Origin of the sequence: Streptomyces hilarionis (assembly GCF_024539675.1) — a bacterium.
Classification (GTDB): domain Bacteria; phylum Actinomycetota; class Actinomycetes; order Streptomycetales; family Streptomycetaceae; genus Streptomyces; species Streptomyces hilarionis.
The window spans coordinates 94912-116006 of sequence record NZ_JAHHIT010000009.1 but is presented as its reverse complement, the minus strand read 5'-3'; the positions used below and the strand labels follow the sequence as shown (position 1 = coordinate 116006).

Annotated in this window: 21 protein-coding genes and 1 pseudogene; 8 read left to right on the top strand and 14 right to left on the bottom strand. The window is 71.8% G+C overall.

Annotated features, from left to right (window positions below):
- Positions 1-62 precede the first annotated feature (62 nt).
- Positions 63-968 (bottom strand): menaquinone biosynthesis prenyltransferase MqnP, encoded by a 906-nt coding sequence (gene mqnP / locus KMS84_RS03775; RefSeq protein WP_256914564.1) that lies wholly within the window; start codon positions 966-968, stop codon positions 63-65.
- The gene (locus tag KMS84_RS03770; protein WP_256914563.1) at positions 965-2422 is read right to left on the bottom strand and encodes a menaquinone biosynthesis decarboxylase; all 1458 of its coding nucleotides are present in this window, start codon (positions 2420-2422) and stop codon (positions 965-967) included. Before KMS84_RS03770 ends, mqnP begins: the two co-directional genes overlap by 4 nt.
- Before the next feature lie 87 nt (positions 2423-2509).
- Between KMS84_RS03770 and KMS84_RS03765 the strand changes: the two genes are divergently transcribed.
- A complete protein-coding gene (locus tag KMS84_RS03765) occupies positions 2510-2923 on the top strand; it encodes a PLD nuclease N-terminal domain-containing protein (protein ID WP_256914562.1) in 414 nt (137 codons plus the stop codon).
- A gap of 6 nt (positions 2924-2929) precedes the next feature.
- On the opposite strand, the pseudogene KMS84_RS03760 reads toward KMS84_RS03765, so the two are convergent.
- Positions 2930-3046, bottom strand: a pseudogene (locus KMS84_RS03760) (DUF397 domain-containing protein); the annotation flags it as partial.
- Positions 3015-3929, bottom strand: a complete 915-nt coding sequence (locus KMS84_RS03755) for a helix-turn-helix domain-containing protein (RefSeq protein WP_256914561.1) — start codon at positions 3927-3929, stop codon at positions 3015-3017. The pseudogene KMS84_RS03760 and the gene KMS84_RS03755, both read right to left, overlap by 32 nt.
- 127 nt (positions 3930-4056) lie before the next feature.
- Here KMS84_RS03755 and KMS84_RS41075 point away from each other — a divergent pair, with 127 nt between their 5' ends.
- Both KMS84_RS41075 and KMS84_RS03745 read left to right on the top strand, forming a co-directional pair.
- Entirely contained in the window at positions 4057-4653 is a 597-nt protein-coding gene (locus KMS84_RS41075; RefSeq protein WP_306425429.1) for a DUF7848 domain-containing protein, read from the top strand.
- A 213-nt stretch (positions 4654-4866) separates the two neighbouring features.
- A complete protein-coding gene (locus KMS84_RS03745) occupies positions 4867-5625 on the top strand; it encodes a dienelactone hydrolase family protein (protein ID WP_256914560.1) in 759 nt (252 codons plus the stop codon).
- A gap of 75 nt (positions 5626-5700) precedes the next feature.
- On the opposite strand, the gene KMS84_RS03740 is transcribed toward KMS84_RS03745, so the two are convergent.
- A complete protein-coding gene (locus tag KMS84_RS03740) occupies positions 5701-6159 on the bottom strand; it encodes a nucleoside deaminase (RefSeq protein ID WP_256914559.1) in 459 nt (152 codons plus the stop codon).
- Between the two features lie 104 nt (positions 6160-6263).
- Between KMS84_RS03740 and KMS84_RS03735 the strand changes: the two genes are divergently transcribed.
- Entirely contained in the window at positions 6264-6635 is a 372-nt protein-coding gene (locus KMS84_RS03735; RefSeq protein WP_256914558.1) for a hypothetical protein, read from the top strand.
- Here the strand turns inward: KMS84_RS03735 and KMS84_RS03730 are convergent.
- The 8 genes from KMS84_RS03730 to hemL all read right to left on the bottom strand — a co-directional run bounded on the left by KMS84_RS03730 (position 6574) and on the right by hemL (position 15512).
- Positions 6574-7413 carry a MerR family transcriptional regulator gene (locus KMS84_RS03730; protein WP_256914557.1) on the bottom strand — a complete coding sequence of 280 codons (840 nt, stop codon included), beginning with the start codon at positions 7411-7413 and terminating at the stop codon, positions 6574-6576. The genes KMS84_RS03735 and KMS84_RS03730 overlap by 62 nt on opposite strands.
- Positions 7414-7683: 270 nt before the next feature.
- Complete coding sequence (gene ccsB / locus KMS84_RS03725; protein WP_256914556.1) at positions 7684-8790, bottom strand: c-type cytochrome biogenesis protein CcsB; 1107 nt, start codon at positions 8788-8790, stop codon at positions 7684-7686.
- On the bottom strand, positions 8787-10499 hold the full coding sequence (gene resB / locus KMS84_RS03720; protein WP_256914555.1) for a cytochrome c biogenesis protein ResB: 1713 nt from the start codon (positions 10497-10499) through the stop codon (positions 8787-8789). Before resB ends, ccsB begins: the two co-directional genes overlap by 4 nt.
- A 3-nt stretch (positions 10500-10502) precedes the next feature.
- Positions 10503-11273, bottom strand: a complete 771-nt coding sequence (locus tag KMS84_RS03715; protein ID WP_256914554.1) for a cytochrome c biogenesis CcdA family protein — start codon at positions 11271-11273, stop codon at positions 10503-10505.
- Position 11274: 1 nt separating this feature from the next.
- Positions 11275-11910, bottom strand: a complete 636-nt coding sequence (locus tag KMS84_RS03710) for a TlpA family protein disulfide reductase (RefSeq protein WP_256914553.1) — start codon at positions 11908-11910, stop codon at positions 11275-11277.
- A gap of 66 nt (positions 11911-11976) precedes the next feature.
- Positions 11977-13323, bottom strand: a complete 1347-nt coding sequence (locus KMS84_RS03705) for a polysaccharide deacetylase family protein (RefSeq protein ID WP_256914552.1) — start codon at positions 13321-13323, stop codon at positions 11977-11979.
- A 159-nt stretch (positions 13324-13482) separates the two neighbouring features.
- Entirely contained in the window at positions 13483-14196 is a 714-nt protein-coding gene (locus KMS84_RS03700) for a histidine phosphatase family protein (RefSeq protein ID WP_256914551.1), read from the bottom strand.
- The gene (gene hemL / locus KMS84_RS03695) at positions 14193-15512 is read right to left on the bottom strand and encodes a glutamate-1-semialdehyde 2,1-aminomutase (RefSeq protein ID WP_256914550.1); all 1320 of its coding nucleotides are present in this window, start codon (positions 15510-15512) and stop codon (positions 14193-14195) included. Before hemL ends, KMS84_RS03700 begins: the two co-directional genes overlap by 4 nt.
- Before the next feature lie 590 nt (positions 15513-16102).
- Between hemL and KMS84_RS03690 the strand changes: the two genes are divergently transcribed.
- The 4 genes from KMS84_RS03690 (at position 16103) to KMS84_RS03675 (ending at position 19283) form a co-directional block, all read left to right on the top strand.
- Positions 16103-16540 carry a hypothetical protein gene (locus KMS84_RS03690; RefSeq protein WP_010353923.1) on the top strand — a complete coding sequence of 146 codons (438 nt, stop codon included), beginning with the start codon at positions 16103-16105 and terminating at the stop codon, positions 16538-16540.
- An 83-nt stretch (positions 16541-16623) separates the two neighbouring features.
- Positions 16624-16986 (top strand): DUF6153 family protein, encoded by a 363-nt coding sequence (locus KMS84_RS03685; RefSeq protein WP_256914549.1) that lies wholly within the window; start codon positions 16624-16626, stop codon positions 16984-16986.
- Between the two features lie 91 nt (positions 16987-17077).
- A complete protein-coding gene (locus KMS84_RS03680) occupies positions 17078-17764 on the top strand; it encodes a DUF305 domain-containing protein (RefSeq protein WP_256914548.1) in 687 nt (228 codons plus the stop codon).
- Between the two features lie 211 nt (positions 17765-17975).
- Positions 17976-19283, top strand: coding sequence for a chloride channel protein (locus KMS84_RS03675; RefSeq protein WP_256914547.1), 1308 nt, complete (start codon positions 17976-17978; stop codon positions 19281-19283).
- Here KMS84_RS03675 and KMS84_RS03670 read toward each other — a convergent pair.
- Positions 19231-21090 (bottom strand): glycoside hydrolase family 15 protein, encoded by a 1860-nt coding sequence (locus KMS84_RS03670; protein ID WP_256914546.1) that lies wholly within the window; start codon positions 21088-21090, stop codon positions 19231-19233. The two genes, KMS84_RS03675 and KMS84_RS03670, sit on opposite strands and share 53 nt — an antisense overlap.
- Between the last annotated feature and the right edge of the window lie 5 nt (positions 21091-21095).

The window sequence follows — 21095 nt, the reverse complement described above, 5'->3', positions numbered from 1 at the left end:
TGCGTTTCTCCTGCGTTCACACCTTGAGCGTACCGGTGGGCACGGGGGTCTTCAGGACCGGACTACACCGTGAGGCCCCGCACCAGCAGGTCGGCGAGCGCGCAGACGAACAGGCTGATGCCGATGAACCCGTTCGTCGAGAAGAACGCCCTGTTCAGGCGGGACAGGTCGTGCGGGCGCACGATGGAGTGCTCGTACACGAACGCGCCCGCGACGATCAGGAGCCCGAGCCAGAAGAACGCGCCGGCGCCGGTGGCCAGCGCGTACCAGACGAGCAGTCCGGTCGTCACGGCGTGGCAGACGCGCGCCCCCCGGATCGCCGCCGGAACGCCGAACCGGGCCGGGACCGACAGCACGCCGGTCTCGCGGTCGGTCTCGACGTCCTGGCAGGCGTAGATCAGGTCGAAGCCGCCGATCCAGACGCCCACCGCGAGCCCCAGGATCACGGCGTCCCAGGACCACTCGCCGGTGATCGCCAGCCAGCCGCCGATGGGGCCCATCGCCTGCGCCAGGCCCAGGATGGCCTGCGGGAAGTTCGTGAACCGCTTGCCGTAGGGGTAGACCACCATCGGGATCACCGCGACCGGGGCCAGCGCCAGGCAGAGCGGGTTGAGCAGCGCCGCAGAGCCGAGGAACACGGCCACGGCGATGAGCGCGCCCGTCCACGCGTGCTTGACCGACACCGCGCCCGTCACCAGCTCCCGCTGCGCGGTACGCGGGTTGCGGGCGTCGATCTCGCGGTCGATGATCCGGTTGACCGCCATGGCGAAGGTGCGCAGGCCCACCATGCAGACGGTGACCAGCAGCAGTCGGCCCCAGTGGATGTTGCCGTCCAGCTCGAACATCGCCGTCAGCGCCGCGATGTAGGCGAACGGCAGCGCGAAGACGGAGTGCTCGATCATCACCAGGCGCAGGAACGCCTTCGTGCGTCCCGGCTGCTGCGGGAGCGCTGCGGATGCGGAGCTCACAGCCCGTACTCCTTCCAGCGGCGGTCGACCTTGGACGCCGTCTCCGGGTCGGACAGGACCATCTCCGGCCAGCCGCCGTCGCGCGTGTACCCCTCCTCGGGCCACTTGCGCGTCGCGTCGATGCCGGCCTTGCCACCCCAGAACTGCTGGTAGGAGGCGTGGTCGAGGTGGTCGACCGGGCCCTCGACGACGGAGAGGTCACGGGCGTAGTCGGTGTTGCCGAGCGCCCGCCAGGCGACCTCGTGCAGGTCGTGGACGTCGCAGTCGGCGTCGACGACCACGATCAGTTTGGTCAGCGACATCATGTGCGCCCCCCAGACCGCGTGCATGACCTTCTGCGCGTGCTTGGGGTACTTCTTGTCGATCGAGACGATCGCACAGTTGTGGAAGCCGCCGGCCTCGGGCAGGTGGTAGTCCACGATGTCCGGGACGATGATCTTCAGCAGCGGCAGGAAGAACCGCTCCGTGGCCCGCCCCAGGGGGCCGTCCTCGGTCGGCGGCCTGCCGACCACGATGGACTGCAACAGCGGCCGCTTGCGCATCGTCACGCAGTCGATGGTCAGCGCGGGGAACGGCTCCTGCGGGGTGTAGAAGCCGGTGTGGTCGCCGAAGGGGCCCTCGGGGAGCATCTCGCCCGGCTCCAGCCAGCCCTCGATCACGACCTCCGCCTGCGCCGGCACCTGGAGGGGCACCGTCTTGCAGTCGACCATCTCGATGCGCTTGCCCGCGAGGAACCCGGCGAACAGGTACTCGTCGATGTCGCCGGGCAGCGGCGCGGTGGAGGCGTACGTCACGGCGGGCGGGCAGCCGAAGGCGATCGCCACGGGCAGCTTCTCGCCCTTGCGCGCGGCCACCTGGTAGTGGTTGCGGCTGTCCTTGTGGATCTGCCAGTGCATGCCGATCGTGCGCTTGTCGTGGCGCTGGAGCCGGTAGAGCCCGAGGTTGCGGACGCCGGTCTCGGGGTCCTTGGTGTGGGTCAGGCCCAGGTTGAAGAAGGAGCCGCCGTCCTGCGGCCAGGTGAACAGGGCCGGGAGGGCGTCGAGGTCGACGTCGTCGCCGTGCAGGACGACCTCCTGGACGGGCGCGTCCTGGCCCTTCACCTTCTTCGGCGGGACGTGCGTCATCGCGCCGAGCTTGCCGAACGCCTCGCGCACGCCGACGAAGCCCTGCGGCAGCTCCGGCCGCAGCAGCCCGCCGATCTTGTCGCTGATCTCCGCGTACGACTTCAGCCCGAGCGCCTTGAGCAGCCGCCGGTCCGTGCCGAACACGTTCATCGCGAGGGGCATCGACGAGCCCTTCACGTTCTCGAAGAGCAGCGCGGGCCCGCCGGACTTCTGGACCCGGTCGACGATCTCCCCGACCTCCAGATACGGATCGACCTCGGCCTTGACGCGCTTGAGGTCGCCTTCGCGTTCCAGTGCCCTGAGCAGGGAACGAAGATCGTCGTAAGCCATGTGTCCCAGTATCGGCCACCGGCTACCCGGACCCCGTCACCGGGGCCGCCCCCGCCCCGCCGCCGTCTTCCGGGAGAACCCGCCACCATGCTCAGGTATCTGCCGTTCCTGCTGGTCCTGGCACTGTGGATCTACGCCTTCATCGACTGCCTGAACACCCCCGAGGAGGAGGTGCGCGGGCTCCCGAAGGTGGTCTGGGTGATCATCATCCTGCTCTTCGGCGAGGTGCTCGTCGGCCCGGTCGCCTGGCTGGTGGCCGGGAAGACGCGGCACGCGCCGGCGGGCGGCGCCACGCCGTCGCAGTGGCACCGCAACCACCGCACGGAGTTCGTCGCGCCGGACGACAACCCCGAGTTCCTGAAGTCCCTGAAGGACGAGAACAAGAACGAGGACAAGAGGGACGAGAAGCTCCTGAAGGACTGGGAGGCCGACCTGCGCCGCCGCGAGGACGAGCTCAAGCGCCGCGAGTCGGGCGAGGACCCTCAGCCTCCGCAGGCCTGAGCTCGTTCAGCACGAATGGCTGACGGCCTCCACGAAGGCGGCCCAGGCGCTCCGCGCGACGACGATCACCGGGCCGTCGGCCACCTTGCTGTCACGGACGGGGACGACGGAATCGAACCCGGGGGCGACTTCGAGGCAGTTGCCGCCGTTCTCGCCGCTGTAGCTGCTCTTGATCCAGGTCGCCGCGCTGAGTTCGAACCTGTTCATGGTGGCCGTACCCCTCCATCGCGTCGCTGATCAGAACGACGGACTCGCGGGCCGACAGAGCGTCCGCCCTGAGCACATCATAGGTGCGGCTATGACTGGTGAAGACGGCCGGATCATCGTTGAAATGGCCTCGATCCACCGACTCCGAGTACACCCACCGATGGCCGTTGGGCAGCTCGATCAACGACATCGACACGTTGGGGCGCAGGAGTTCCGGGAAGCCCGCTGGAGCCACCTGAATGCGGATATTGGCACGCCGGCCGGCCTCCAGAAGATGCGCGCACTGGTCTCGCATGACCGCCGCGCCTCCCACGACGTGACGCAGGCAGCTTTCGTCCAGAACGACGACGTAGAGCGGGCCGCCGTCAGCCAGGAACCGCTGCTGTCGGCTCAGCCGAGCCCGAACACGTTCCTCGACCTCACGGCCGCTCGTCACGCGTGAGAACAGGGCATGCGCGTACTCCGGTGTCTGCAACATGCCCGGCATCACGCGCTCTTGGTACTCCCAGAGGGACACCGCCTCCGCATCCATCTCCGCCCGACGTCTGAACCAGTCCGGATGCTCCACCTGCGGATACCAGTCGACGCGCCCCCACAGGCGCCCCAACGCCCCGCTCGTGCAGAGCACTTCGTCGCATTTCTTCGCGAACGACTCCTGGGGGACCCGCGTTCCGGACTCCACGCGGGCCACGAGCGACCGGTCGCACGGGATCGCCTTCGCCAACGCGTCCTGCGTCAGCAGCGCCCCCTCGCGAAAGTGGCGCAGCAGCTCGCCGAACAGGGCGGCGTTGGTCGTCACGGTCGTCGTTCCCCTCTGTGACAGGCGTCCACTGTCACGCGCCGGACATTGATACGCACCGTGCCCGCACGCGACGCTCGACACACCCAGAGTCACGAAGTCGGTACGGAGAGGGCACGGACGGGGCATGACCGAAAGCGACGAAAGCATCGCGAGTCAGTTCGAAACAGGAACGGTCGTCTACGACCCTGCTTCGGACAAAGTCGGCGAGTACCGGGGCCAGGCGGGCCCGTACGCGCTGCTGCGTCCGCTCGGCGGCGGCCGGGAGTGGGAGGCCCGACCGGAGTCGCTGCGCACGGCCACCCCCGGCGAACGCCTCGGCGCGGCCGTCCGCGCCGCCAACTCCCGGTCGTTCCCGGGCGCATCCGAGGCCCACTCCCCCGCGCCCGTCCGGGACTGCGCGGCCTGCGCCGATCTGGCCGCCCTGCGCGACGACGCCCGCGCCCGGCACGACGGAAGCGCCGAGACCGACGCGGACGTCCTGCTGCGCCGTCACCAACGCCGCTACCACGCACCCCTGTTGGGGCTGCGGGAGTACGCGCTGGTGCCGGACGTCTCGGCCGGGGCGGAGTACGAGACGTCGTGCACCGAGTGCCGGGCCGGATCCGGGGCCCGGCAGCGCCCGGCAGACGTGGAGGAGTGGCAGCAAGGGCACACCCGGGAGACCGGGCACGCCCGCTACCGCCGGACCGTCGCCGACTACGCGGTGCTCGCCGCACGATGACCGGGTCCGCGCGACGGAGCCCGCCCCACGGCGGCCTCGAAAACCCCGTGGCGGGCCACGGCGACCGCTGCTACCTTTCCGGAAGCCGTGCGAGAGACCGAGGAGGTGGTACCCGTGAACACAACTGCGACATGGGTGCTCTCCTGCGGGGTCACGGTCGGGCGATAGGTCGTCCGGGAGCGCCGACTGCGAGCTCTCCCGAAAGGCACGACCATGCGTTTCACGTCTGAACAGCGTCTCGACGACGGCGTCCTCGAACGCGACTTCACCCTCGGCGACATCCCCGGCGTCCTCTGGACGCCCGCGTCCGCCTCCGAGCCCGCTTCCGCCCCGAAGTCCGCACCGGTGCCGCTGATCCTGCTCGGTCATCCCGGCGGACTGGACCGGATGCGCCCCCGCCTCGCGGCCCGGGCCCGGCACTCGGCGTCGGAGGGGTTCGCCTCGGCCACGATCGAGCTCCCCGGCAGCGGTGGCCGGCCCCGTCTCCCCGTCGTCGAACAGGCGCGCGCCGACCTGCGCCGCGCGCTGGAGGCCGGCGAGCCGGTCCCCGACGACGTCGTCGACCGGCTCGTCCTTCCCCTGGTCGACGAGGGGGTCCCGGAATGGCGGGCCGCCCTGGACGCCCTCCTCGCGCTGCCCGGCATCGACGGCCCGGTCGGGTACTCGGGCGGGGTGATCTCCATCGGCGTCCGGCTGGCCGTGGTCGAGCCGCGCGTCGCGGCCGCCGTCCTGTTCGCGGGGAGTTACGTGCCCCGGGTGATCTTCGAGGAGGCCCGGCAGGTCACCGTCCCGCTGCACGTCCTGCTTCAGTGGGACGACGAGGGCAACGACCGGCAGGCTGCCCTGGACCTGTTCGACGCCTTCGGCTCCAAGGAGAAGGCGCTGAACGCCAACATGGGCGGCCACACCGGCGTCCCCCCGCACGCGGGCGAGGCGGCCGCCCGGTTCCTCGCCCGGCACCTGAGGGCCTGACCCGGGGCGGGGGCCGTCCGGCGTCGCGGCGGACGACGGACGCCGGACGCCGGACGGCCCTCGCCGGCTGGCGGGTCAGAGGCCGATGTCCTCGTGCCAGAGCGCGGGGTTCTTCTCGATGAACGCGCGCATCATCGCGGCGCACTCGGCGTCGTCCAGGAGCATGATCTGCACGCCGTTCTCGGCGAGCCAGTGGTGACCGCCGTGGAAGGTGACCGCCTCCCCGACGACCACCCGCGAGATCCCGAACTGGCGGACCAGGCCCGAGCAGTACCAGCACGGGGAGAGCGTCGTGACCATCGTCGTGCCGCGGTACGAGCGCTGCCGGCCCGCCGCGCGGAACGCGGCCGTCTCCGCGTGCACGGAGGGATCGTCGTCCTGGACGCGCCGGTTGCGGCCGCGGCCCAGCGGCGTGCCGTCCGCGCCGTACAGGGCCGCGCCGATCGGGATGCCGCCCTCGGCGAGGCCGGCCCGCGCCTCGGCGACGGCGGTGGCCAGCCAGGTCCGTGCCGTCGCCCGGTCCAGAAGTTCCATGACCCCATGCTGGGGCGACGGACGGCGCGCGGCAACGCCGGCCACCCGGACCAGCTGACCTGGACGACGGTGGTGTGCGGGGTGCTGTCGGGAGCGCGCTGCTGATGCCGGGTCTGGACGGGGCGGTGCTCGCGGCCCTCCTCATGCAGCTGTTCCGGCTCTTCGACTGCGTGGACGGCGGGGTCGCCCGCTGGACCGGCTTCGGCTTCCGCGCCGCCGAGTCCGGACTCGGCGGGTGGGCGGGGTTCAACGGCTGGGTGTCCCCGGGGCTCGCGACCGCGCCGGGCGTCGTGCCGCTGAAGGCCTCGACCGACCTGGTGGACGTGGCCCGGGCCCGGCGCGGGCTCGCGGTCGCCGACGCGGCCACCGGATCCGTCGGCCCGACCCGCTGGGCGCCGGCCGCCGTCGCCGTCGTCACCTGGCTGATGGCTGCGGCGCACCTGCTGTCGATCCTGTCGTCGTCCCGGCTGCGCTGACGGCGTCCGGACGGTCCGGGCCCGGGCGGTCGAGACCTTCCGGACGGTCCAAGCCGTCCGGGCCGTCCAGGCAGTCCAGGTAGGCGTGCAGCCGGCCCGCGCCCGCGAGCATCGCGCGGGTGCGGGCCGTCAGCGTCCCCGCGCGGGCCGCCAGCGCGGACCGCAGCTCCGCCTCGCTGCCGCCCTCCCGGCGCAGCTCCGCGAGCACCGGCCTGATCTGCGCGAACAGATAGTGACCCCGGCGCAGACTGTGCACGATCCGCGCGTCCCGCACGTCGGACGGCCCGTAGAGCCGGTACCGCGTCCCGCGCTCGCGCGGCGGGGCGACCAGCCCGGCCGCCTCCCACACCCGCAGCGCCGAGGTCCGCACGCCGAGCAGCCGGGCCACCTCCCCGATCCGCAGCCCGCCCGCCGCCCGCGTGCCGTCCGTCCCGGGGGCCTGGCGGGCCAGCTCCTCCATGGCCTCCCCGGTGGCCCGCAGGGCGGCCCGCTCCGCGTGCAGCCCGGCATGGGCCTCGTCGACGAGGGCGAGCGCGCCGGGGACGTCCCCCGCGTGCACGGTCCGCATGATCCGCGCCGCCGTCACCGGCCCGTACCCCCGCACCAGCGCCCGGTACGCCAGCAGCGCCTGCCGGTGTGCCTCCCCGAACACCCGGTACCCGGACTCCGTACGCCCCGCCGCGGGCAGCACCCCCGCCTCCTCGTAGTTGCGGATCTGCTGCGTGGACAGCCCCGCGACCCGAGCGAGATCGACGGTACGCAGGCGTCGGCCGGTCATGGCGGGGCCTCCTGGGGCGGCGAGGGCGGGAGGGAGGGGACGGACGGATCCCCGGGCGACGGACGCCCGGGAATCACCGCCGGCCCGCCAGCCTGCCACTCCCTCCAGGGCGAGGAGCAGATGCTCTACGCGGCCGGAGAGGCCTTCGCGAACGCGAGCGTCCCGCCGAAGCGGGAAAGTCCGTACGGCGAAGGCCGGTTCCCGTGATCCAGGTTCGCTGGTCGCGGGAACCGGCCTTCGCCGTCGTGCGGGTGGGGAGGGGGGTCCGGGTCAGACGCCCGCGTACGAGTGCTTGCCGGTGACGAAGATGTTGACGCCGTAGTAGTTGAACAGCCAGCAGCCGAAGGCGATCAGGGCCAGGTAGGCGGCCTTGCGGCCCTTCCAGCCGGCCGTGGCGCGGGCGTGCAGGTAGCAGGCGTAGGCGACCCAGGTGATGAACGACCAGGTCTCCTTGGGGTCCCAGCCCCAGTAGCGGCCCCACGCGTCGCCCGCCCAGATCGCGCCCGCGATGATCGTGAACGTCCACAGCGGGAAGACGGCCGCGTTGACGCGGTAGGCGAACTTGTCGAGGGAGGCGGAGGCGGGCAGCCGGTCCAGGACCGAGTTGGCGAACCGGCCCGGCTTGCCGCCGGTGGCGAGCTTGTTCTCGTAGGCGTCCTTGAACAGGTACAGGATCGTGGCGACCGCGCCGACGTAGAACACCGCGCCGCAGAAGATCGCGGTGGAGACGTGGATGTACAGCCAGTACGAGTGCAGGGCGGGGACCAGCTGGTCGCTCGCCGTGTACAGGACCGTCACCGCGAGGCCCAGGTCCAGCAGGACCGTGGTGATCAGGAACAGGCCGAGCCAGCGCACGTTCTTGCGCAGGGCCAGGAGCCCGAGGTACACGCCGACGGCCACCGTGGAGAAGGTGATGTTGAACTCGTACATGTTGCCCCACGGCGCGCGCTGCACCGAGGCCGCGCGGGCGACCACGCCGGCCAGCTCGACCAGGAACGCGAGCACCGTGAGCGAGATGGCGATCCGGCCGTACATGTCGCCCTGCTCGTCGCCGCCGTGCGCGCCGGGCCCGTCGGGCACGTCCCGCGCCCCGGCCGTGGAACGCACGACGACCTGCGGCCGCTCCAGGACGGCCGTCCCGCCGTTCTGCTTGACGGTGACGGCCGGGCCCGCGCCCTTCGCCGCGGACTTCGCGTCGGCGGTGAGCGCGGCGGCGGTGCGGCCGACCTTGCTGCGGCTGCCGAAGAGCCATTCGGCGATGTACGCGAAGAAGGCCAGGGTGTAGACGGCCATCGCGGAGTAGATCAGCGTGTTGCTGATGCTCGCGAGATGCTCGTTGGTGGCGGTGGCCAGCTCGGTTGCGGCGGCGAGAGTCATTTCTCAGCCCCTTCGGCAGGTACGGCTTGGGGGTCGGGGGAATCCGAGGGACCGGGGTCGGGGGCCCCGGGGGCTTGGTCGTACAGGCTCCCGGCGAGGTCGCCGAGCTCCTCGGGCACCTTGGCGGACTCGCTGCGGCCGAGGCCCGCCATCTCGACGACCGTGACGCCGTCGTCGCCCTTCACCGCACGCACCCACACCCGGCGGCGCTGGATGAACAGGGAGCCGGCCAGGCCGAAGATCGCGGCGATCGCGCCGCCCAGCGCCCAGCCGCTCGCGGGCTGCTGGGTGATCTGGAAGTTCGCCCACTGCCTGGTGCCCTCGTAGGTGACCGTGCCGGCCCCGCCGGGCAGGGTCATCGTCTCGCCGGGCTTGAGGTTCTCCCTCAGCTGCGCGCCCTTGGCGTCCTTGAACGCCTTCATGTGGGTCTTGTCGAGCTGGTAGACGCTCTTGGGGATGCCCGCGTCGACGCCGAGGTCGCCGTGGTAGGGCGTCAGGTTCAGCACCGGGTTGCCGAGCGCCGGGAAGGAGGAGGCCGTCTCCATCCCCTTGGTGTAGGTCGGCAGGAAGAACGCCGAGATGCCGAGCTGCTCGGTGACGCCCTTGGCGTTGCGGTAGCCGTCGAGGACCCTGATCACGCCGGTGGAGGTGACGTTGGAGTCGAGCGGCAGCAGCGGAACGGCGTCGCTGTAGACGACGTCGCCCTTGCCGTCGCGGACGGTGACGACGGGCGCGTAGCCGTGGGCGGTGAGGTACACCTTCGAGTCGGCGATCACCAGCGGGTGGTTGACCTTGACGACGGCCTTCCGGTCCTTGCCGTACGCGCCCACGCTGTAGGTGAGGGCGGCCTGGTAGGTGCGCGGGGTGCCGGTGTTGGGGCCCGAGGTCTCGTACGTGCCGGTGAACTTGTCCAGGCCGAAGCTGAACGGGTTCAGGTCGTCGGTGCTGAAGAGGCTGCCGGACTTGAAGTCGTTGTACTGGGTGAGGGTGTTGGAGAACCCGTCGCCCTCGACGACCAGTTTGTTGCCCTCGGCCTTGAACAGCTGGCCCCAGGCGAAGGCCACCAGCATCACGATCAGCGCGATGTGGAAGACGAGGTTGCCGACCTCCCGGGCGTAGCCCTTCTCGGCGGCGACGGCGTCCCCGGCGACGTGGGAGCGGAAGCGGCGCTTCTTCAGCAGGGCGAGCGCGGCCTCGCGGACCTGCTCCGGCTCGGCCTCGGTGCGCCACGTGGTGTGGGCGGGCAGCCGGGTCAGCCGCTTGGGCGCGCCCGGCGGGCGGCTGCGCAGCTGGCCGACGAACTGCCAGGTGCGGGGCACGATGCAGCCGATGAGGGAGACGAACAGCAGGATGTAGACCGCGGAGAACCACACCGAGCTGTACACGTGGAAGAGGCCGAGCCGGTCGTAGACCGGCGCGAGCGTCGCGTGGGCCGCGCGGAAGTCGGCGACCTTGGTCTCGTCGGTGCCGGACTGCGGGATGAGCGAGCCGGGGATCGCGCCGAGCGCCAGCAGCAGCAGGAGCAGCAGCGCGACGCGCATGGAGGTGAGCTGACGCCAGAACCAGCGGGCCCAGCCGATCACGCCGAGGCCGGGGGCGGTGGCGAGGGTGTCGGCGGGGGCCGTGGACAGCTGGGAGCCGGCCGCGCCGAGTTCCTGCTCGTCGGAGGCGGCGGTCTCGGTCGGCACGCTGGGCGTGGTCTTGCTCATGGATCAGATCCCCACATCGAAACCGGCGGACCAGGACTGCACGTCCTGCACGAGACGATCCCACGCACCGGTCAGCAGCAGGACCCCGGTCAGGATCATCATGGTGCCGCCGATCCGCATCACCCAGACATAGTGCCGCTTGACCCAGCCGAAGGCGCCGAGCGCCTTGCGGAAGGCGACGGCGGCGACGACGAACGGCACGCCGAGGCCGAGGCAGTAGGCGACGGTCAGCAGGGCGCCGCGGCCGGCGCTGCCCTGCTGGGAGGAGAGGGCCAGCACGGAGGCGAGGGTGGGGCCGATGCACGGCACCCAGCCGATGCCGAAGAGGGCGCCCAGCAGCGGGGCGCCGACGAGCCCGGTCACGGGCCGTCTGTGGATGCGGAACTCGCGCTGGGTCATCCAGGGCATCAGGCCCATGAAGAACGCGCCCATGGCGATCATGAGGATGCCCAGCACCTTGGACAGGACGTCCTGGTGGGCCCGCAGGGTGTCGCCGAAGTAGCCGAACAGCGCCCCGCTGGAGACGAACACGAAGGTGAAGCCGAGGACGAAGAGCGAGGCGCCGGCGACCATCCGCCCGCGGCGGGCGTCGGCCAGGTCCGTTCCGGCGACGCCCGTGACGTAGGAGAGGTAGCCGGGGACGAGCGGCAGGACGCAGGGCGAGAAGAAGGAGACGAGACCGCCGAGCAGGGCGATCGGCACCGCGACCAGCAACGCGCCGTTGAGCACGGTGTCGTTGTAGCCCGTGGCGGCGAGCGTGGTGAGAGCGCTCACGTCACTTCTCCGCGAGGACGGGAGAGATCATGTGGCGCAGCTTCTCCTCGCTGAGGGCGGCCAGCGAGCGGGCGGCGATCTTGCCCTTGCGGTCTATGACCAGCGTGGAGGGGATGGCCTGGAGGCTGAGCGTGCCCTTCTTGAACCGCAGCAGCAGCTTGCCCCTCGGGTCGGACAGGCTGGGGTAGGTGATCCCCTGCTGCTTCTCGAAGGCGAGGGCGTTCTTGTTGCTGGTGTCGAGGGTGTTGATGCCGACGAACTGCACGCCCTGGCCCTTGAGGTCGGTGTAGACCTTCTCGAAGTTCGGCGCCTCGGCCCGGCACGGGGAGCACCAGGATCCCCACACGTTGAGGACGACGACCTTGCCCCGGTAGCTCCTGAGGTCGAGTTGTCCGCCGGCGACGGTCGTGCCGGACAGGTCGGGGGCCGTGTCCCGCTTGCCCTGCGCGACGGTGGAGATGCCGTCCTTGCCCATCACGAAGTTGGTGTCACCGCCGCCTCCCGAGGCGCCCGAGGAGGTGCAGGCGGAGAGCAGCAGTGCGGCGACGGCCCCGCCGACCGCCGTGGTCAGGGCGGCGCGGCGCGGACGGAGCCGGGCGGCGGGCGAGCGCGGAAGGGCGCGGCTGGCGGCACTCATGTGAAAAGTTTCGCATGCCCGTTCTGGGGATCTTGCCCGCCCCCCTTGCGGGGGGAAAACCGCATTTCAGGCGGCGCTAGGGGAGGCGCTGGAGCCGGCTCCGGCGGTGCTGCCGGCACCCGCGGACGAGCCGGAGGACGTGCCCGCGGTGGCGGAGCCCGCGGCCAGGAACGTCTTCCAGCCGCCGGCCGGCTGCTGCCCGACCTCGAGGGTGCGCAGCTTGTCGAGGACCTCCGGCTTCTGGACGTCGATCCAGTCGACGAACTGCCGGAAGGAGACCAGCCGGACGTCCGCGCCCTTCTCCTTCTCGCGCGCGATGTGCTTGAAGGCCTCCTCGACGGCGTCCATGTAGATGCCGCCGTTCCACTGCTCGAAGTGGTTGCCTATGAAGAAGGGGGCGCGGTTCGTCTCGTATGCCCGCTTGAATCCCTGTATGTACGCCTGTGAGGCCTGCTTCCGCCAGCCCGGGTAGTTGTGGGCGGGCGCCTTGGTCGAGTTGATCGACTGGTTGGCGAGGATGTTGTAGTCCATGGACAGCACCTGGAAGCTGTGCCCGGGGAACGGGATGGCCTGAAGCGGCAGGTCCCATATGCCCTGCTTCTTCTTGGGCCAGACCTGGTTGCCGCCCGGCGAGGAGGCGTCGTAGCGCCAGCCGAGCGTGCGGGCGGTGGACAGCAGGTTGTCCTGGCCCAGGAGACAGGGCGTCCGGGCGCCCACGAGCTCCTTGTCGTAGTCGAAGGGCAGCGAGGGCAGGTCGGTCCAGCCGGTGTTGGTCCGCCACTCCTTCACGAACTTCTTCGCCTGGTCTATCTCGCTGCGCCACTGCGCGGGCGTCCACTTGCCGACCGAGCCGTGGCCCTCGCCGCAGAAGTGCCCGTTGAAGTGGGTGCCTATCTCGTGCCCTTCGAGCCATGCCCGGCGCACGTTCGTCAGCGTCGCCTTCACGTGGTCGTCGGAGAGGTAGCCGATGTCGGAGGCGCCGCGCGGGTTGTTCGGCGGGTCGTAGAGGCGCTTCTTCGACTCGGGCAGCAGGTACAGCCCGGAGAGGAAGAACGTCATGCTCGCGCCGTGCTCCTTGGCCAGGTCGAGGAAGCGCGGGAAGAGCCCGTTGCCGACCTCGCCCGCGCCGTCCCAGGAGAACACGACGAACTGCGGCGGTTCCTGACCGGCCTCCAGCGGCACGGGCTTGGCGGGCTGGTGGGGCTGCTTGCCGGTGAAGGACGTCGAGCCGTCGCCTATCGGGCGGGCGGACGGCTTGGGCTTCGGGCTGCCGGAGGAGTCCTTCCCGTCGCCGGAACCGCCCTTGTGGGAAGGCTCGTCCGAACCCGTGAGGCTGCCGCAGCCCACGAGTCCGGCAGCGGCGGCGGCACCGGCGCCGAGTCCGAGTGCTCCCCTTCGGGTGATGGCGCGCATGGCAACCCCGTTCGTCACGTTCTCTGGTGGGCACGTCACCCATTCAGAGGACATGACGAACGAGGAGGTTCCGCCTATACGTCCGGATTCCGTAACAGGGCGGTCGATTCAAGCCACTGTTCGGTCATCAGGTTTCGGTCATGACTGGGTGAGCGGAGCCTACGCCCCGAACGCCTTCCCGCCGCCGGGGGCCCGCCCCTTCACCGGCTTGGCGCCCGCGCGCAGGTGAGCGGGCACCAGGTCGATGGCGGGCTCGGTGTACCCGACGGACACGATCCGGTCGCCGCGGTACGTGAAGGTCGTCAACGACGCGAGCGTGCACTGCCGCTTGCGCGGGTCGTGCCACAGCCGGCGCCGCTCGACGTAGGACCGCACGATCCAGATCGGCAGCTGGTGGCTGACGAGGACCGCCTCGTGCCCGCGGGCCGCCTCCTTGGCCGCGTCCAGCGCGCCCATCATCCGCACGACCTGGTCGACGTACGGCTCGCCCCAGGACGGCCGCATCGGGTTGACGAGGTGCTTCCAGTTCCCGGGCCGGCGCAGCGCGCCGTCCCCCACGCCGAACGTCTTGCCCTGGAAGACGTTCTCCGCCTCGATCAGCCGCGCGTCCGTGCCCAGGTCCAGGCCGTGCGCCTTCGCGATCGGGGTGGCCGTCTCCTGCGCCCGCTCCAGCGGGGAGGCGGCGACGTGCGTGACGTCGCGGGAGGCCAGGTGCTCGGCCACCCGGTCGGCCATCCGCCGGCCGAGGTCGGAGAGGTGGTAGCCGTCGAGGCGGCCGTAGAGGACGCCGTCGGGGTTGTGGACCTCGCCGTGCCGCATGAGGTGGACGACGGTGATGTCCTGGCCGGCGCCGTGGTTGTCGAGGATGCTCATCGCGCGGTGGCCTCCGCAGCCGCTCGGGCCGCCGCCGGGAGGGCGTCGGCGATTCTCTGGACGGCCGCGTCGTCGTGGGCCGTGGACACGAACCAGGACTCGAAGGACGACGGCGGCAGATAGACGCCGTCCGCCAGCAGCGAGTGGAAGAAGGCGGTGTAGCGGAACGACTCCTGCGCCCTGGCGTCGTCGTAGTCGCGCACCGGCCGGTCCGTGAAGAAGACCGAGAACATGTTGGAGGCGCTCTGCAAGGTGTGCGCCACGCCCTCCTTGGCCAGCGCGCCGGACACCAGCGCCTGGATCTGCTCGGACACGGCGTCGACCTTGGCGTACGCGGCGTCGTCGAGGAGTCGGAGCTGGGCGAGACCGGCGGCGGTGGCGACCGGGTTCCCGGAGAGCGTGCCGGCCTGGTAGACGGGCCCGGCGGGCGCGAGGTGCGCCATCACGTCGGCGCGCCCGCCGAACGCGGCGGCCGGGAAGCCGCCGCCCATGACCTTGCCGAAGGTCATCAGGTCGGGCCGCACGCCGTCGATCCCGAACCAGCCCGCCCGGGAGGTCCGGAAGCCGGTCATGACCTCGTCGGAGATGTACAGCGCGCCGTTGGTGGCGCACGCGTCCTTGAGGCCCTGGTTGAACCCGGGCATCGGCGGCACGACGCCCATGTTGCCCGGCGAGGCCTCGGTGATCACGCAGGCGATCTCGCCCGGATGCCGGTGGAAGGCCTCCTGCACGGCCTCCAGGTCGTTGTACGGCAGGACGATGGTGTCGCCGGCCTGGGCGCCCGTCACACCGGGGGTGTCGGGCAGCGCGAAGGTGGCGACGCCCGACCCTGCGGCGGCGAGCAGCGAGTCGACGTGCCCGTGGTAGCAGCCGGCGAACTTGATCACCTTGGAGCGCCGGGTGAACCCGCGGGCGAGCCGGATGGCGGACATGGTGGCCTCGGTGCCGCTGGACACCAGGCGCACCTGCTCCACGGGCTCCACCCGCGCCACGATCTCCTCGGCGAGCGCGACCTCGCCCTCACCGGGCGTGCCGAAGGACGTGCCGCGCGAGACGGCGTCCTGCACGGCCGCGATGACCTCGGGGTGGGAGTGCCCGAGGATCATGGGCCCCCAGGAACAGACGAGGTCGACGTACTCCCGCCCGTCGGCGTCCGTCAGATACGGGCCGGTGCCGGACACCATGAACCGGGGCGTCCCGCCCACGGCGCGGAACGCGCGCACCGGCGAGTTCACCCCGCCCGGCGTGACGACGGACGCACGGTCGAACAACGCCTGCGAGTGGGGCGCATCGTATGAATAGGGCAGTTCGCTCATGACCTGCGGCTTCTCCGACCTTTTCCGACTTGCTGGACTCCGGTTGCCAGTGACCTCCCAGGGTAGGCCAGCGCCCCCGGCGACCCACGGGGGCCGTGCGGGGCGCACCGCCCCTACTGACCGGACGGCCAGTCGCTTCCTCCCGACCGCCGCGCACGCGCTCCGCCGCCCGAGCCGCCGGCCGCTCCACCATCTGCGAAACTGAGTCGGAACGGGCCTGACAGACGTAGCTCTCTGCGACCGTGTGTCGAGGGGCTGCGAAGATCCTGCGGACAGGTGTTTCACCGCACGTTTCGGCGAGCGGCCGTGGGGGAGGTCACTGACACGATGATCGGGTTGCGCGGCGGGGGCCACGCGTCCTAGAAAAGCAGTCGGGTGGAGATATGCATCGCGGTGGCGGACTGGGCGAGGGGACTGACGACCTGGGTCCTCGACGTGCCCGGCGGGGAAGGCACCGGCGCGACGCGGAGGAAGTCAGCGAAGCCCGGCAGACGCAGGCACAGGGTGTACCGAGTGAACCCGAGCGGGTCGACCGGCGAGTCGACCAGCGGGTCGACCGCCTCCGGGCGGGGAGCGGGAACGGTGGTCGGGTGGGGGTGACGTACAAGTACTTCGGCGCGCCCGACGGCGCCACGGCGGCCCGCGTCCCGATCTCGATGCGCCCCGAGGAGCTCGGCGGCGACGAGCTCGGCATGAACGGCATGTTCACCAAGATCAAGCCGGAGACGATGGCCGCGATGGTGCTGACCGGCATCGAAGGCGTCCCCCTCCACAAGGTGCCCCCGCTGGAACTGGTCGTCCTCCACCCCGACTACGCGGTCGTGAAGCTCCCCATGACGGTCGTCGACCCCCTGCGTGACATCGGCGAGGAAGCGGTCGGCGCGGCGGCGTTCATCTGGTCCACGGTGCCGGACCGCGGCGGCCCCCGCGACGCCTTCAACGTCTACCAACTCCTGCACGAATGGCAGGACTTCAGCCACCGCCTGCACGAGGCGGGGCATCAGCCGTACTGCCTGGTGTGGCCCTGAGCGGTTCCGGCGGGGGAAGGCCCGGGCGGGCGTCCCGGCGGTCGCCTCGCGTCCCGCCGGTCCGGCGGCGGTGGGGGCTGCTCGTGCTCGCGGTGCTGGCCGGGTTGCTGGCCATGCACGCTCTGGCGCCCGGCGCCGCCGGCCATCAGCACGTCGGCGGCCGGTCCGTCGCCCACACCGCCGCGCCGCGGACCGCGGTCGACGGGGACGGCGTGCACGACGACTGCGCCGGGGACGGCGGGGGTTGCGGCGGCGGGCATCTCCGGCACGCCGATCCGACCTGCTCGGCCGCCGCGCTGAGCGGGGCGCCCGCGCTGCCCGCGCTCGTTCCCGACCCGGTGGCCGCCCCCGCGCCGACCGGCTCCCTCCGTCCGTGCGCGGCCGACGCGCCCGACGGCGCCCGCGCGCCGCCCTCCCTGGCGGAACTCCAGCTCCTGCGGATCTAGACACCGCACCGCACCGCGTCACGATCGCGACGACGCGGTGCGCCTCGGCATGTCCCGATCCCTTTCCCTCCAGCACAGCAGGAGCTTCAGCATGCGCACCACCCGTTCCCTGACCCGCCGTTCGGTCCTGGCGGCCGTCTCCGTCACCGCCGCGCTCACCCTCGCCGCCTGCGGGGCGGACTCCGACGGCGGCGACGCGGCGGCCTCGTCGTCGTCCACGGCGGCCTCGTCCGCGTCCGCCGGCGCCGTCGGCGCGCACAACCCGCAGGACGTGTCCTTCGCGCAGGGCATGATCCCGCACCACCGGCAGGCCCTGGAGATGGCGGAGCTCGCCGCCGGACGGGCCTCCTCCGCCCAGGTCAAGGACCTCGCCTCACGCATCGAGAAGGCCCAGGACCCGGAGATCCAGACCATGAGCGGCTGGCTCACCTCGTGGGGCGAGAAGGTCCCGTCGACGTCCGACGCCACGGCCGGGTCGATGCCCGGCATGGACCACTCCGGCGGCGGCACGATGCCCGGCATGGACCACTCCGGCGGCGGCGCGATGCCCGGCATGATGGGCGCCTCCGACATGGACGAACTGGCGAAGACGTCCGGCAAGGAGTTCGACGCCCAGTTCCTGGCCATGATGGTCCGCCACCACCAGGGCGCCGTCGACATGGCCGCCGTCGAGAAGAGCAAGGGCGCGTACGGCCCGGCCAAGACGATGGCCGGCTCCGTCGTCACCGCGCAGACCGCCGAGATCGCGGAGATGAACCGGCTCCTCGGCAAGAGCTGACCCGCGGCGGCCGGGGAGGGAGTGGCGCGAGGTACGCGCCGGTCCCTCCCCGGAGGCGGGCGGACGGCTAGCCTCGTCCCGTTATGAGGGGATACGGGGGGATCGCCTGCCGTGTCGACGTGCCGAGGAGGTTCCCATCGCCGGGACGAAACCGGAGGCGACCGCCGCGTCCGCCCCGAGCCAGCCGCCGGAGGCCGACCTGCTGCGCACGATGCTGCGCCGGCCCGAGTACCTCAAAGCGCTGGTCTTCTGCGGCCTGATCGGCGTTCCGGTGGCCCTGATCGCCTTCTGGTTCCTCGTGACGCTCGACCAGCTGGAGCGGCTGGTCTGGACGGACTGGCCCCGGGACCTGGGCTGGTCGCGGGCTCCCTGGTGGTGGGGGTTCCCCCTGCTGCTGGTGGCCGGCGTGGTCGTGGGGCTGGTGGTCTCGCGGCTCCCCGGACGGGGCGGACACATCCCCGCGGGCGGGCTGCACGCGGGCGGGGCCGGCAAGGAGGCCCTGCCCGGCGTGCTCGTCGCCGCGCTCGTCGGTCTCCCGCTCGGCGTCGTGCTCGGCCCCGAGGCGCCGCTGATCGCGCTGGGCGGCGGACTGGCGCTGCTCTTCGCGAGCTTCCTGCGGGCCCCGCAGACGGAGGCGGGCACCGCGCTGCTCGGGGCCGCCGGCGCCGCCGCGGCCGTCTCGGCGCTCTTCGGCAACCCGCTGGTCGGCGCGGTGCTGCTGATGGAGGTGGCCGGGGTCGGCGGACCGCAGCTGTTCGCGGTGATGCTGCCGGTGCTGCTGGCCAGCGGGGTCGGCGACCTGGTCTTCACCGGGTTCGTCCGCTGGACGGGTCTGCGGACCGGCAGCCTCGACATCGGCCTGCCCAAGCCGCCGCCACTGGACTGGGCGGACATCCTGTGGGTGCTGCTGCTCGCGCCGGCCCTCGCGTTCCTGATCCACTGGATCTTCGTGGGCGGCAGGTTCACCGCCGGTTTCGTGGCCGCCCGGACGGTGCGCACCACCACGCTGTGCGCCCTCGGCGTGGCCGGCTGCATCGCCCTCTACGCCGTCAGCACCGGCCGCTCCCCCGCCGAGGCCGCCCTGTCCGGGGAGAACGCGCTCTCCGCTCTGGCGAAGGACCCCGCCGCCTGGTCCGTGGGCGCGCTCGTGGCGGTGCTGGTGTTCAAGGGGCTCGCCTACGCGCTCTGCCTGGGCAGCCTGCGCGGCGGTCCCGTCTTCCCCGCCCTGTTCCTCGGCGGCGCGGCCGGCGCCCTCCTCGCGCCGCTGCCCGGGTTCGGCCTGGTGCCGGCCATGGCGGCCGGGATGGCGGCGTCCGTGACAGCGGCCCTGCGGCTGCCCGTCAGCGGCGCCGTGCTGGTCGTCCTGCTGCTGGGCAACGTGGACACGGTGGCGCTCGTGGTGCTCGCCGGGGTGGTGTCCTTCGCCGTGACCCAGCTGCTGCCGCAGGGGCCGGGCATCCCGGCGTTCAGCGGCCCGTCAGCCGGTCCAGCGCCTCGTCCAGGGTCGTCGCGGCCATGATGAGCGACAGATGGGTGAAGGCCTGCGGGAAGTTGCCCAGTTGCTCCCCGCTGGGGCCGATCTCCTCGGCGAACAGCCCGACGTGGTTGGCGTAGGTGTGCATCTTCTCGAAGGTGTAGCGGGCCTGCGGTAGCCGGTCGGCCCGCGCCAGGGCGTCGACGTACAGGAAGGTGCACAGGCTGAACGTGCCCTCCGAGCCGCGCAGTCCGTCGGGCGAGGCGGCCGGGTCGTAGCGGTAGACCAGGCTGTCCGAAACGAGCCGCTGGTCGATGGCGTCCAGCGTCGACAGCCAGCCCGGACTGCGCGGCGCGATGAAGCCCACCCGGGGCGCGAGCAGCAGCGAGGCGTCCAGGACGTCGCCGCCGTAGTGCTGGACGAGCGCCTGCTCCTTCTGGCTCCAGCCGTGCTCCATGACCTGTTCGAGGATCGCGTCGCGGGCCCGGATCCAGCGCTGGGTGTCGCCCGGCCGCCGGAACTCCTCCACCAGTTTCAGGCAGTTGTCGAAGGCGGCCCAGCACATCACCCGGCTGTAGGTGAAGTCCTTGCGCCCGCCGCGGGTCTCCCAGATGCCCTCGTCGGGCCGGTCCCAGTGGTCGGAGAGCCAGTCCATCAGCCGGGCCAGGCCCTTCCAGCCGTGGTAGCCCACCTGTCGGCCGATCTGCTCGATGCCCTCGGACATGGCGTACAGGGCCTCGCCGTAGATGTCGAGCTGCAACTGCTCGGTGGCCGCGTTGCCTGCGCGCACCGGACGCGAGCCCCGGTAGCCCTCGAAGTGGTCGAGGGTCTCCTCCGTCAGATGGGGGTCGCCGTCGACCCGGTACATGATCTGCAACGGTTCCCCGGTCACGCCCTCGCGGGCCGCCAGCCGTTCGCCGAGCCAGTGCACGAACTGGTCGGCCTCCTCGACGAAGCCCAGGTCCAGCAGGGCCCGCACCGACAGGGAGCCGTCGCGCACCCAGGTGTAGCGGTAGTCCCAGTTGCGTTCGCCGCCCACCTGCTCGGGCAGCCCCATCGTCGCGGCGGCGACCGGGGCGCCGGTCGGGGCGTAGGTGAGCAGCTTCAGGGTGATGGCCGAGCGGTTCACCATGTCCGGCCAGCGGCCGCGGTAGCGGGACGTGCGCACCCAGCGCTGCCAGAAGTCGATGTCGTCCCACATCTGCGCGGTGACCGAGTCGGCGGTCGGCGGGGGCGGGGCCTCGCCGTCGCCGTCGCAGACCGTGAACACGGCGGCCGCCGACCGGCCCGCCTCCAGGGTGACCGTGCCCCGCACGTCGCGCCCGTCGCGCTCCAGCGGGAAGGTGGCCTGGAGGTGGGCGGTCGTGCCCGGGGCCCGGAAGACCGCGCTCGCCGCCGTCCCGCCGCTGCCGCCCGTCGCGCCGTTCGCGCCGGTCAGTTCGAGGGTGTGGTCGCTGCGGGCGTAGTCGAAGCGCGGACGGCACTCCAGGGCGAAGCGCACGGTGCCGCGCACGGTCCGCACGACCCGCACCACCGTGTGCCGGGCCGACGGCGTCCGCTCGCGGATGACCGGCATGTGGTCGATGACCTCGCCGACCCCGTCCGGGGACAGGAAACGGGTCACCACGACGGCGCTGTCCGGGTAGTAGAGCTGCCGACGCGTCACCTCGGAGTGGGTGGGCGCGAACAGGAAGTGGCCGCCGCCGTCGTGGTCCAGCAGGGACGCGAAGACGCTGGGCGAGTCGAAGCGCGGGGCCGCGAACCAGTCGATCACCCCCTCGGAGGTCACCAGGGCGGCGGTCTGGAGATCCCCGATCAGTCCGTGCTCGGCAATGGGCGGGTAGCGGTCCATCTCAC